This is a genomic window from Arthrobacter echini, assembly GCF_004803505.1.
In the GTDB taxonomy this organism is placed as follows: domain Bacteria; phylum Actinomycetota; class Actinomycetes; order Actinomycetales; family Micrococcaceae; genus Arthrobacter_D; species Arthrobacter_D echini.
Genome location: NZ_SSWH01000024.1, coordinates 1 through 11,839, shown reverse-complemented (window position 1 = coordinate 11,839; position 11,839 = coordinate 1). Strand labels below are relative to the sequence as shown.

Below are 11,839 nucleotides of genomic sequence, written 5' to 3'. Positions count from 1 at the left end.
ACCGTGGAACACCACCGACAGCGAGGCCGGGCACTGAACAACACCCAAAATCCAGATACCCAGCGCACCGACCAACACCCCCGAAACCCATCACCGATCGGTGGATCGAGGCTTAGAGACTTCCACGGTAGCGGCGAACGCCTCGGCGTCGCGTTTGGTTCGGAAGCCTCGCTTGTCGGTTTGTTTTCGGTCCGGTCGCCGGTAGCGGACCCGGTAGCGCTTCCCGCCTGCGGTCTCGTAGGACTCAATCGTTGCCATCGGTCCCGCCTCTTAGCTCCTCCGATAGAATGCGATCGGTCTCGCCACTCAGCCTCTGTAAAAGAAGCAGTTGGATTTGCTCAGTCTTCTCCCGCTCAACCTCTCGTTGCATCGCGGCTAGCTGTCTTTGATGCAAGAGCCACGCGGGAAGTGAAGCCCGAAGGAAGGCGTCCGAGTCTTCGTATGCCCTAATTTCCTCATCTGCAAGTGCCCATTGCCACAGAACGCCAGCCGGACCCGGGCCGATCCCTGTCACGTCAACGTGATCTGTGGATGCGTTCGTCGGGGGCAGGAGAAGGGTCACGGGTGACACCCCGAGCGCGACGGCGAGTGCCATCAGGTCGTCTACGTCAATGCGTCGGCGTCCGGCTTCAAGCCTTGTTATCGAGGTCGCGGTCAGCGGATGCCCGTTCTTCTCAAGCTTTCTCCCAAGTTCGGGGATATTGAGGTTGTGCTCCATGCGAAGTCTTTTGACGTTGGCGGCGACGGTTTTGCCGGTCGCTTTAGGAGTGAACCCGCGAGTCTCGGATGAAGTCATGCACCGATGCTATCTCAATTTGAGACCCAGTGACCCAACTTGACATGCGTGATTCCTCGTGATTGGCTGGTCTCATCTTCTCAACTTGAGAAGAAAACGATCAGATCGGAACAGATCATGGACCAGGACACCATGCTGACAGCCCCGCAGCTAAGCGAGTGGCTTGGCACCACGTCTGGGAATCTCGCGCAAATGCGATACCTCGGGACAGGGCCAAAGTTTGTGAAGCTCGGTCGGGCCGTCCGCTACCGCCAAAGCGACGTAGAGGCGTGGCTTGGGGCGCAGACGCGGCAGCAAACCGGCGAACAGGTTTCGGCGTGAGGACGTACTCACGGGCGGATCTCGCGGAAGCGTGGTCATCCGGTTACTGGCACGGCATCGACCACGATGGGCCGATCAACGACGCGGCCATCGACGCCAAGAACCCCTACCTACGGGGCGACGAATGAACCGGCCAGCAGCAGCGGTCATCGCGGAGCTACAAACCTACGCGGCGTCAGTCGGGATGGTACTCACCAGCCGGTGCACACGATGCAAAGCGCCGCTCGTCAACCCGGACAGCCTGCACCACAAGCTCGGCCCCGTATGTCGGTCGAAAACGAAGAACGACGGCCCCGGATCTCTCGCCAAAGAATCCACCGGAACCGTCGTCAGCAGCTACTCAACCTCTGAAAAGGAAGATCACCGTTATGCACTCTAGTATCCCAGAAAACCCTGGCCCCGTCATCCCCGGCTGCTTTGAGCAGGACTGCGACCCCGAGATCCTAGCCATGTACGGGCGGGAAGAGTGGGCAGGCCCGAAGGCTTACGCCGCCGACGACCAGCTAGGCGCGTGGACGTACTGGACACCCGAGCTAGGAATCGTCGTCACCGTGGATACGGCAGGCACAACGATGATGCACACCGTTGACGAGTTGCAGGCATTCCACGCGGCCATCGGTGGACTGCTCGCCAAGCTCGACGCCCGGAACGTCCAGGACTGACCCCCCATGATCGAGGAGCCATTCGGCCCGGCACTCTACGCCGGCATAACTGACCTCGACACCCTCAGGAGAGCAATGATTCGCGGTGCCATCCAAGGCATCGATGTACGAGCGCACCGAGCCGCAGTAGCAGCGCGACCAATCACCTACCACGGGGGCCCACTCATCTGGGATGCTCCACGATTCGCGGAGGCAGCATGAACACGGTTGACCAGAACGTTTGGGCGTCCGAGCCTCCGCCCGAGTATTGGGGGACTGATCCCGTCGGTTCGACCGGTTCCGTCGGTTCCGTCGGTTCCATACAAGGGACTGATCCCGTCGGTTCGACCGGTTCCGTCGGTTCCGTCGGTTCCATACAAGGGGGTAATCCCGTCGGTTCGACCGGTTCCGTCGGTTCCGTCGGTTCCATACAAGGGGGTAATCCCGTCGGTTCGACCGGTTCCGTCGGTTCCGTCGGTTCGATGGAGGGGGTACTGACAGACATCCGACAGTGGTTCTCCCGGTTCGTCTCAGTCATGGACGACCTCGACCTCGACCTCCTGACCCTCTGGACAGCACACACACATCTAGCGTTCGAAACGTACTCGACACCCCGGCTCATCCTCGACTCATCGATGCCGGGGTCCGGGAAGACGACCACGCTCGAACACTGCTCCCGGCTTTGCTTCGCACCAATCCAAGCCGCGTCACTCTCATCCCCAGCACTCCTGGCAAGGATGCTGCACCAGGGCATGAGAACAATCCTCATTGACGAAGTTGACCGGTCACTCGATCCCAAGAAACAGGGCGTAGAAGACCTCATAGCGATCCTCAACTCCGGGTACAAGCGCGGGGCAACACGACCCGTCCTTACACCAGGCAAGGGAGGGGAGTGGGACGTAACGGAGATGTCCACCTTCAGCCCTGTAGCGATGGCAGGGAACGCACCCCACCTACCGGAAGACACCCGGTCACGTTCCATTCGCGTCCTACTCATGCCCGACCTCGACGGGAAGGTCGAATCGTCGGACTGGGAAGAAATCGAACCGGAAGCGGAAGACCTCGGCGCTCGACTCGCTGAAGCCGCCGACCAGATCCGGGAGGAAGTCAGGACCGCACGCCCGCCACTCCCGGCAGGTTGTGTCGGTCGAACGAAGGAACGGTGGTATCCCCTCAAGCGCGTAGCAGCGGCAGCCGGGGGAAGGTGGCCGGGCATCGCTGACCAACTCATCGAACGAGACATCGAGGAGCAGCAGATGGACCGAGAAGACGGTATGACGAACGTTCCGCCCGCCGTTGTTCTTCTACGCGATATTCACCAGGTGTGGCCTACGGGAAGCACGTTCGTTCCCACCGCCGAACTCATCACCGAGCTAATCCACCACAACCCCGCAATGTGGGGGCAGGGCAGCAGTTTCGGTAGAGACCTGACGGTGCAAAGACTCGGCAGGATGCTCGTTCAAGCCTTCAAGATTCATTCCGCACGGCAGGGCGACAGTAAGCGCGGATACCACCGGGCAGCGTTCGATGTCGCTTTCCGTCGGCTCCGCATCACCCCCCATATACAAACCGACGGAACCGACGGAACCGGTCGAACCGACGGCGGATGCAGCCTTCACCCGACACCACAGCCCGCAGCGTGTTACACCTGCGCACTCACCGAAGGAGCGGCATGAAAACCGTTTGGCAATACCTCACCCGCAAGCCTTCGACCACCGATCCACTAGATGACATCGAGGTAGCCATCCGGCTAGCCGAAATCCAGCTAGCCATGTTCGCCGCCGCCTACGGATCAACATCCGTCCCCAGATCCCTTGGCACCAAGGAACAGGAGGCCGCACTGTGAAGACTCGTGACGACTGGCGACAGGAAGCCGAAGCGTTCAAAGCCGCAGCACTCCGAGAACACGACCTCATGCGCGGCTGGATGGCCCGAGCAATCGCAGCAGAAGCACGCCTCAAGCTGTACGACGCACGGGAGGCCGGCAAGTGACCACCGAGACCACGGGCAACGGCAACCGACCATACCTCTACCCGAAACTCTGGGAATGGCGCGACCAGCAAGGAAACTGCACCCCGGGAATCTCACTCAACTACGGAAAAACACTGAGAGCGCACATGACACCCGACGAAGCCCGCGCATTCGCCGACCAACTCCACGACCTCGCAGACCAACTAGAAGAAAGAAGCACACCATGATAATCGTTCTCACCGACACAGGTAAATACACCTTCGACGTGAAACCGACAGAAGTCAGCAACTCGGGCGCCACACTGAAAATCCGGCGCGACGGTCATACCATCGCCCAATTCAGGTCTTGGCACACTTGGCACGAAGAAGAAGAAACACCCGTGACCAGCACAACCAACAATCGCAACTAACCAAACCAGAAAAGGAAACCTAATGTTTACAATCACCGATCGACCCGAAGAAAACCAGACGACCGCAAGCCTGTTCGAAAGAGCCGTCAAGATCGCCGGGCTCACCATGGCCCCATTCGACCCCTCCACGGTCGGCGCCCCCGACTTCACCGCACCAACAGCAGCGGAAGTATCAGCCGCCGCATACGAGGCGGCACTCGACGGGAAAGACCCCTCCACCGATAAGGGCGTCCAGAAGATCCTGACCTCCCACCTCCTCGGTACCGTCATCGGGGGATTCCACTACCGCAACCAGGTAGCCCTCTCCCGCGCAAAGCTGGCCCACTACCAGTCGGAGGCCCCCACCCTCCTCGAAGAACTGGCCACCCGCTTCGAGGACGCCACCCAGACAATGCGTCACGCCCTCGAACTCGTCGGACACGTCAGCCTCCAAGACCAGGCCCGGAACCTGTACACCCTGAACGACGACCAGAACGAAGCCGTCTTCGCCGCGACCATGGCGGACAGGAAGACACGCCCGATGCTCGACGCGTTGCCCTTCATCGTCGCCGCAACAGGCGACCCATTCGAATCACGGGCAAAGCACAAGACACTCATGTACGCCGACGCGACATTCGAACAGTTCAACGAGCACAGGCTTGACGGTGAAAGTATGCGCAACAACTACGGACGCGAGCACAGCGTGTGGGACGTGCTCGGTGCTGGCGTTGACGTGGAACTCGCCACGACAAAGGCCGAACTCGACGCACGAATCCACCGCATCGAGCACCCCGAAGCACCACGAGACCTGAACGGCGAACAGGCACGACGCGACGACGCCCGAGCAATGGCACAGGCACTCGGCATCAACTAACCAAACGACCGTGGGCCGGATCAACACCGACTCGGCCCACGGTCACCCCCACCCGGGAGATCCCCTCTACCCCTCTGCGACAGTGCCCCTCGGCTTAGCGGCACGCACACGGGGTGCTGGATGAATCGGCCTGTGTGGGGGCTCAATTGAAAGGAATATGGCATGGAATCGAAGACACCAGCGGGTTTGAAGGCGGGGGGCCGGAAGTTGTGGCGGTCCGTGACCGTGGATTATGAGCTTGGGGAGCACGAATTGTCCATCCTTTTGGAGGCTGCACGGACGGTTGACGCCTTGGATGCGTTGCAGGAGATCGTCAGGGAGGAGGGCGTGACGAACGTTTCGCCGCAGGGCGTGCGCGCTCATCCGGCGTTGGTGGAGGCCCGTCAGCAGCGGGTGACCCTGGCTAAGTTGGTGGCGTCGCTGAGGATTCCTCTTGAGGACGAGGACGCGGGCACTCGGCTTCCGCAGAAGCGTGTCGGTCCTCGTGCTGTGTCGGCGATCCGGTGAGGCGGCGTAGGCCGGTGTTGGTGACCCCGGATGGTAAGCCGTGGGATGGTGTGGTGCCGCCTGAGTTCCTCGTGTTCCGGGATGCTGATTGGCCGGGGTTCCAGGCGTGGGATCGGTGGGATGCGTGGTGGGGTGCGGCGAAGGTTTGGGCGGTCGGTTATCTTCCGGGCGGGGTCGATGAGTTGCTGGACCTGATGCCGGAGGATCCGTCGCGTCCGTGGAACGTGGACGACATCTGATAAGGCATCCTCGCCGTCGTGCTGGAGCCTGTACCTCGTACTTGTAGCCCTGTGTCAGGTACGAGGTACGTTCCCGTTTTGGGTGGGGTGACAGGGCGTTCGGTCGGACTGTGGGGGCCGTCAGCGTCAATCAGGTTAGCGATGCGCTGTACGGTCTGTTAGCGCAGTCAGAGGATCACAGCAGGACCGGGCGGCGGGGCACGGGGAGGCCGTCAGGAGACTGTCAGAGGCTCATAGCGGCATTGTCACGGGCACGAGCACCGACGGGCTCCACATCGACGGATGGGGCGCTGCTCGTGGTCAACTCTTGCGGTCTGCGATCTTCTCTACGTCTGCCTGCATCGCAACTACTGAGCTGTCCATGGCGTCGAGCTTGTCGAGGATCTTCTGCAATAGTTCAGTGTTCTTGTCCATGTTGTGTTCCTTCAGAGTTGGCGCACTGTTCCCGAGCAGCCTAACTTGCCTGATCTCGGCGGGGCGTTAGCTGTGCGGTCAGGCTATTCGGGCGGTATGGCGGGCTCTCTATCCCAGTTTGTCTATGTGCTCCGGGCAGAAGGCGCCAACAGCGGCACCATGAATCGTGACCAGCTCCATGACCGTGTAGGCGTCCCCGGCAGCTTCGAGGATGAAGTCGTTGATCTCATTGGAGGTTGCGCCGTTGTCGTACCCAGTGCAGAAGGCTTCCGCGATTATGACCATCCCGTCGCCTTCCCTGGACTCTAGGTTCGGTTGGGCGCCGCGTACTTGATCGAGGAATACCTCCTCGATCTGCTCGTCCCGCGTCAGGCTACTTACGGTAGGCGGCGGAGCGGTCACGGTTGGCTGCGTCTGCGTTGGCTGCTGTGTAGGTGTGCGCTCCGCTGTAGTCGGTTCCGCGCTCGTACTTGCGCTGGTCGATGGTGTGGCGCTGGTACGTGAGCTGCTGCATCCGGTCAGGAGCAGGACAGCAGCGGTGATGGTGATGAGACCGTATTTCATGAGACCCCCGGTAGATAGTCGAACACTACCCTTGGGAAGCTTGGGGTCACGGGTCACGGGTCACGCGCACCAGCGAACGAAGATGACTCTCAGGCAGGGTCATGACGTCACCGAGACCGCCTGACGCCGCCGGCACCGTACCGGGGGCCGTGTGCGCCTTCAGCCACCGACGGCATGCTTCCACTGCCTGCGAGTGCTTACACACACAGAGAAAAAACGCGTTTCCCCTAGTCAGACCACTCTCGACAGTCGATTTTTTCCACATTTTCCGAAACCCAAGTTCGACCTTGCGAAGCCGTCGAAACCAGCAACGTAGGGTGTCCAAGGGCGCTGACGCCGTTGCTCAAAATTGACGCCGATCCGCAACGAGATCTGCTATCCGCTAGCGTCTTACGATGGTACGGTTGAGACATAAACACCGGCCCCGCTGTTAGCTTCGTGCTATCAAGGGTCGGTTTTCTTTTGGGGAGAAGATGACGGACTACAACAGGCCATACCTCAACTTCGAGCAACAAGTCCACCTGATGGAGTCACGCGGTCTCGACTGCTCCGGCTGTGATGCTCCTGCGGCGCTGTCCCGAATTGGCTACTACCGGCTCTCTGCGTACACCTACATCTTCCGTGAGCTACTCGCACCACCTGAGACCTCGGAGACACCCGTACAGTATCGCTCCGCTAACTTCGTGCCGGGGTACAAGCTCACAGATGCCCTCGACCTGTACAAGTTCGACAACGGCCTTCGTATGCTCTGCGTCGAGGCTCTGACGTCTCTGGAAATTGGCCTCAGGGTGCAAGTTGCCTATGTTCTTGGGAAGCGCGACAGGTTTGGGCACACCAACCGCTCGGCCCTCGCGCCCGACATGTGCGCTCGTCCGGCGCGAGACGGCAATGGCGACATGTTCGAATACTGGATGCGGCGATACGCCGATCTAAAACGCCAAGCACAGGCAGAAGATTTCGTACGTCACTACACGTTGAAGTACAGCGGAAACCTACCAATATGGGTTGCCGTTGAGGTTATGGATTTCGGCGCGATTACGCGGCTTTTCGGACTCATGAACAGGAACGATCAGAACACAATTGCCAGGAAGTGGGGGGTAAAAGATGGACGGCGGCTGCACTCGTGGTTGCTCGCTTTGGGTAACATGCGCAACCTCTGTGCCCACCACTCTAGGCTTTGGAACAAGCATTTGACGTACGATGTTGGCAAGGTAATGTCGGCGCTCGTTGACCCAGAGTTGCATCACATTGAGGACCACTCAAATGCCAAAAAGCTCTACGTTCCATTATCGCTCCTTGCCTACTTGGTTGTTCGTATTGACCCAACTACTAATTGGCCTAGAGCTTTGCGGACCAAGGTGAAGCAAAAGTTCCCATCAATCCCGAATGTTTCGGTTCAAACAGCTATGGGATTTCCCGAGGGCTGGGATGATGAGCACCTTTGGGACTACCGCCCCACGCAGTAGGACGGTGCCCACTTCTTGCCCACATTCTGCCCACATCAGAGTGATTGGGTGTGAGTCTCAGTGATGTTAGATCGTTGCATTCTAGGGTTTCTTGGGTCTGACTAGGCGCAATAGAAGGTTTCAAATCCCACCGTCACCGCCAGCGAAGACCCCCGGGAACCCGGGGGTCTTCTGCATTCTCAGGGTCCTCGTGGTGCATCTGTGGTGCATGCTTCCTTGAAGTAGGTCGTGCGGAAGCCGCCGGAGGCATGCTGGATGTTCTCGAACGCAGTGTTTCTTACCTCTACCTTGGTCATGGAAGCTCTCGGCTAAGCCAATAGTGTGTTCTGAAGCCGTGCCAGAAAGTATGTGTGGCAGCCTAAGGGCATGGGGCAGATAACGGACGAGCGGCTACCCGATGTGAGCATGGTGGGTATCCTGCACGCGATACCCCCACTTGATTCAGTCACTGGGCATCTTCCATCTGGTCGCTACAGAACCACCCTTGGTCACATCCGGCATAGGTTCGTCGACCACCCAGAGTTCAGCACTTCAACCACGAGACAGGCGATTTGGGATCGATTTCTCAGCTACCTCACTGCCTGGGAAACATCACAACAGCCTCTCGGACAACAGATCCTGCACACGCTCCGGATAGCGGGTAGCTTCCTCTCGGACGAGATCGATCCGGAAGTTCTTGACGTGTCCCCCGTCTACGACGAAGGCATGGTCAGCGATCTAGCCGGCACTCCGGGCACCACCTCTTCACCCCCGTGCCCCTGCTGACGTCTCAGTAAACAGGCAGTGGCGTACCTGGGAGCGGTTTCGTGTTGGCCGGTTCGGGCGGCAGGATACGTGGGCACCAGAGGCTCACTAGAATCTCTGGATGCGAGATAACGACTTTTTTGACGAGGCAAAGACCGCCGATGTGTGGGCCGTCCGGCAGGACACGCTGAACACGGACCTCATAGAGCGAATCCATGCGGGACCGGTTGAGACTGCTACTGATGTCGAACTCGCGGTTCCCCTGGCCAGGCTCGTCCATGACGAGTATCGAAATCGTGGCACTGAAAATAACCCCAGGATTTCGGTGCATGAATCCCGAGCGGTGATGGCTGCTCTTCGAGCCGTGTTGAAGCGCTTAGGCGTCGACTTCAAGCCCCCGTTTTCAGATTTTGATGGGTTCTACACCTACTGGAAGAACAACAACGGCTCCAATTCTTGGCAGGCACGTCGGCAGATGCTCTCAGAACTGTTCGACCCCTTGCACGAACAACTCGCCGACTTGGAGGCAGGTACTGTCGCCTCGACCCTTGCCGAACCTGTAAGTTCCCAACCGCGCACAGGCTGGACCAGGGTAGACGAAGAGATTACGGAACTCCGACGGCACTTCCAGAACGCAAGAACCGAGCAGGACTACCGCAACGTGGGCAATGACTGCGTGATCGTCTTGGAGCGTCTTTCTGAGGCCGCCTATGTTCGGGAACGTCATCTGTTCGACGGCGAGGAGGAGCCGGCGGTAGCCAGCACAAAGAACCGCTTGGAACGAGTGATTGAAGTCGACCTTGCTGGCCCCCAAAATGTTGCGCTCCGGAAACTCGTGCGTGCCGCGATCGAACAAGCTCAGGGAGTCAAGCATGGTGCGACGATAAACCGCCGCTACGCTGGAGTGGCCGCTGACTCCGCCATCCTGCTTGCCAATATGCTTCGGCGCATCACCGAAGGATCCTCAACCCCATGACAGAACACGTTGAAAAAGCGGCTACTGCCGAGTGGCTCGATCAGCCGTTCGATCCGGAGACGGCTGATGGCTGGGATCGCGCCAATTGCGGCCATCATGGCCTCCTCAAACACGTACTGGTTCATGAAGCCGGCCACGCCGTCGCCGCTGCACGTCTCAACATCGAGTTTCTCGACGTCTCCGTCCTGCCGCCCGGGAGAAGGACAGCAATGGGCGATGGGTTCTTAGGCGGGGGTGTACAGCTGACGCTCTTCGAGAATGGCTGGGCGGTTGACCGTATCGATGACGTGTATGAAATGTGCTTGATGGGAGTTGTTGCTGAGCGAAAGATACTGCAGCACCAACTCAAGGATGGCTTTCTGCAGGACATAGAGCGGTTCAAGAGGGCAGGCAATTATTTGAACGGACTGCCCGAGGCAGATTTTCAACCGCTACACCAACGCGTGATGTCGAACATCGATGAGAACTGGTCACAGACCGAGAGGGACGTCAGAGCCCTGATAAGAGCTTTCGCAGCACAGTTCACTGCGTCCGGCGCGCAAGTATTGAGTGGTTTGATGGAGCCTCTAGTGCTGACCTCGGCCGAAGTGCACTCGCTTCTTGATATTGAAAATCCTTCGTCGTGACGACTCCGACTGCTCGCGCGAGTAATGTGCAAGCCACCATCATCATCGACGTTCGCGTACCTGCGGAAGGTCGTCAACAATTAATCACTGCGCGCGTCGTGTGCCTTATGAATGAAAAAATCGAAGCATGCCTGCAGATCCCGCTATGACCAGCCCGTCCGAGTTAAAGCCGATGGGACTAAATACGGTCACTCTCCCCCTCGGCGAACGCTCCCAGCGACTCATCTTGGATCACGTTCTGGCCGTCGGTGACGAAGCCGAGACGACTTACCTGGAGGTCAAGAGCAGCTTGGACCTCAGCAGCAAGACAGGCGTGGCCAAGGTCGCCAAGTTCCTCCTGGGTGCGGCCAACCGTCGGCCGAAGGAGGCTGGACGCCACTTCCACGGTCACGCAGTGATGATCATCGGCGCGCAGAAGAATTTCGCACCCGGTGTCCTCCGCAGCTGCGAGGCCCACGAACTGGAAGACCGGCTCCGGCCCTACCTCGGGCCCCAGTTCCCCGCGTTCGAGTTCGGCAGGATCGGCATCGACGACACCAGCGAGGTAGTGTTCGTCATCGCACAGCCACCGCAGATCGGTCAGCCGATCTTTCCGTGCCACAAGAGCTTTCAGGGCGATGACCGCCGGGACAGCCTCGAGGACGGTGCCATCTATGTGCGAGGGACCAGCAACACCCGCCCGGCTCGGGCCGGTGAGGTCCTGGCCCTCGTCGAGCGGGCCCGCGGCGGAGGCAAGCCGCCCATCGCTCTCGAGGTGGCCACCCTCGGCTCTATCCGGTGCGTTGAGCGGATCGATAAAGCGATGGAGACCCTTTACGAATGCGAGGAGGAGGAATTCAGCAAGCTGCCTGATCCGACGCGGTACCCCTTTGCGTCCACACCCATACATCTGGCATCGAGCATCTTCGGCAGCTCCGAGCCGACGTCGGCTGAGGAGCGGGCAGCACGCCTGGACTCCTGGCGGAAGCTGAGGAACACTCATATCGCAAGGGGTCGAGAGCACCTCCTCGGCGTCGCGTTGCCTGGTGCAGGAATCCGCGTCGTCAGCCGCGACCGGTTCATCGCCAAACCACACCTCATCGTTACGTTCCACGACTGCGAGGCGCTCGAGTTCCGCGAGGCCGACGATGCCGACTTCGAGAAGGTGGTGGAGCCGATCGTGAAGCGGCAGAGCCGTTATGTCCCAGGGCTAGACCCAATGCCGTGTAGTTAAGCGGAGGGCGGGGTGGTCAAGGAAGCTCGGTGTTGGGCGTGTCGCCGCTGGTGAGGCAACGGAACTCCGGTAAAGAGGGCATCGACTAGAACACTTCTC

At 59.6% G+C, this 11,839-nt stretch carries 18 protein-coding genes and 1 pseudogene; 15 read left to right on the top strand and 4 right to left on the bottom strand.

All coding sequences use genetic code 11. From position 1 onward, the window contains the following. Positions 1 to 111: 111 nt before the first annotated feature. A pseudogene (locus E8P82_RS14755) lies at positions 112 to 258 on the bottom strand (Arm DNA-binding domain-containing protein); the annotation flags it as partial. Beyond that, positions 245 to 796, bottom strand: coding sequence for a helix-turn-helix domain-containing protein (locus E8P82_RS14750; protein WP_136455810.1), 552 nt, complete (start codon positions 794 to 796; stop codon positions 245 to 247). The gene E8P82_RS14750 and the pseudogene E8P82_RS14755, both read right to left, overlap by 14 nt. A 317-nt stretch (positions 797 to 1,113) precedes the next feature. Between E8P82_RS14750 and E8P82_RS15435 the strand changes: the two genes are divergently transcribed. From E8P82_RS15435 to E8P82_RS14715, 10 genes are all read left to right on the top strand, one after another. Further along, positions 1,114 to 1,245, top strand: a complete 132-nt coding sequence (locus E8P82_RS15435) for a hypothetical protein (RefSeq protein WP_281275814.1) — start codon at positions 1,114 to 1,116, stop codon at positions 1,243 to 1,245. 240 nt (positions 1,246 to 1,485) lie between these two features. Next, entirely contained in the window at positions 1,486 to 1,779 is a 294-nt protein-coding gene (locus tag E8P82_RS14740; protein WP_136455808.1) for a hypothetical protein, read from the top strand. Between the two features lie 515 nt (positions 1,780 to 2,294). After that, entirely contained in the window at positions 2,295 to 3,434 is a 1,140-nt protein-coding gene (locus tag E8P82_RS14735) for a DUF3631 domain-containing protein (RefSeq protein WP_246021470.1), read from the top strand. Further along, on the top strand, positions 3,431 to 3,604 hold the full coding sequence (locus E8P82_RS15110) for a hypothetical protein (RefSeq protein WP_168796594.1): 174 nt from the start codon (positions 3,431 to 3,433) through the stop codon (positions 3,602 to 3,604). The genes E8P82_RS14735 and E8P82_RS15110 overlap by 4 nt, the downstream gene beginning before the upstream one ends. Further along, on the top strand, positions 3,601 to 3,750 hold the full coding sequence (locus tag E8P82_RS15105) for a hypothetical protein (protein WP_168796593.1): 150 nt from the start codon (positions 3,601 to 3,603) through the stop codon (positions 3,748 to 3,750). Before E8P82_RS15110 ends, E8P82_RS15105 begins: the two co-directional genes overlap by 4 nt. Beyond that, on the top strand, positions 3,747 to 3,956 hold the full coding sequence (locus E8P82_RS15530) for a DUF6907 domain-containing protein (protein WP_425456047.1): 210 nt from the start codon (positions 3,747 to 3,749) through the stop codon (positions 3,954 to 3,956). Before E8P82_RS15105 ends, E8P82_RS15530 begins: the two co-directional genes overlap by 4 nt. Continuing rightward, positions 3,953 to 4,138: a hypothetical protein gene (locus tag E8P82_RS14730; RefSeq protein WP_136455806.1), complete on the top strand. Its 186-nt coding sequence runs from the start codon at positions 3,953 to 3,955 to the stop codon at positions 4,136 to 4,138. The genes E8P82_RS15530 and E8P82_RS14730 overlap by 4 nt, the downstream gene beginning before the upstream one ends. Before the next feature lie 22 nt (positions 4,139 to 4,160). Further along, a complete protein-coding gene (locus E8P82_RS14725; RefSeq protein ID WP_136455805.1) occupies positions 4,161 to 4,991 on the top strand; it encodes a hypothetical protein in 831 nt (276 codons plus the stop codon). Positions 4,992 to 5,153: 162 nt separating this feature from the next. Continuing rightward, entirely contained in the window at positions 5,154 to 5,498 is a 345-nt protein-coding gene (locus tag E8P82_RS14720) for a terminase (RefSeq protein WP_136455804.1), read from the top strand. A gap of 20 nt (positions 5,499 to 5,518) precedes the next feature. Beyond that, entirely contained in the window at positions 5,519 to 5,737 is a 219-nt protein-coding gene (locus E8P82_RS14715; RefSeq protein WP_136455803.1) for a hypothetical protein, read from the top strand. A 522-nt stretch (positions 5,738 to 6,259) separates the two neighbouring features. Here the strand turns inward: E8P82_RS14715 and E8P82_RS15100 are convergent. Continuing rightward, positions 6,260 to 6,553: a DUF732 domain-containing protein gene (locus E8P82_RS15100; protein WP_168796592.1), complete on the bottom strand. Its 294-nt coding sequence runs from the start codon at positions 6,551 to 6,553 to the stop codon at positions 6,260 to 6,262. After that, positions 6,525 to 6,665 (bottom strand): hypothetical protein, encoded by a 141-nt coding sequence (locus tag E8P82_RS15095; RefSeq protein WP_168796591.1) that lies wholly within the window; start codon positions 6,663 to 6,665, stop codon positions 6,525 to 6,527. The genes E8P82_RS15100 and E8P82_RS15095 overlap by 29 nt, the downstream gene beginning before the upstream one ends. 523 nt (positions 6,666 to 7,188) lie before the next feature. On the opposite strand from E8P82_RS15095, the gene E8P82_RS14705 reads away from it, so the two are divergent. From E8P82_RS14705 to E8P82_RS14685, 5 genes are all read left to right on the top strand, one after another. Continuing rightward, positions 7,189 to 8,181 (top strand): Abi family protein, encoded by a 993-nt coding sequence (locus tag E8P82_RS14705; RefSeq protein WP_136455801.1) that lies wholly within the window; start codon positions 7,189 to 7,191, stop codon positions 8,179 to 8,181. A gap of 366 nt (positions 8,182 to 8,547) precedes the next feature. Continuing rightward, positions 8,548 to 8,946 (top strand): DUF6932 family protein, encoded by a 399-nt coding sequence (locus E8P82_RS14700; protein WP_136455800.1) that lies wholly within the window; start codon positions 8,548 to 8,550, stop codon positions 8,944 to 8,946. 100 nt (positions 8,947 to 9,046) lie between these two features. Beyond that, positions 9,047 to 9,901 (top strand): hypothetical protein, encoded by an 855-nt coding sequence (locus tag E8P82_RS14695; protein WP_136455799.1) that lies wholly within the window; start codon positions 9,047 to 9,049, stop codon positions 9,899 to 9,901. Further along, the gene (locus tag E8P82_RS14690; protein ID WP_136455798.1) at positions 9,898 to 10,527 is read left to right on the top strand and encodes a hypothetical protein; all 630 of its coding nucleotides are present in this window, start codon (positions 9,898 to 9,900) and stop codon (positions 10,525 to 10,527) included. Before E8P82_RS14695 ends, E8P82_RS14690 begins: the two co-directional genes overlap by 4 nt. 127 nt (positions 10,528 to 10,654) lie before the next feature. Then, the gene (locus E8P82_RS14685) at positions 10,655 to 11,740 is read left to right on the top strand and encodes a hypothetical protein (RefSeq protein ID WP_136455797.1); all 1,086 of its coding nucleotides are present in this window, start codon (positions 10,655 to 10,657) and stop codon (positions 11,738 to 11,740) included. Positions 11,741 to 11,839: the final 99 nt, after the last annotated feature.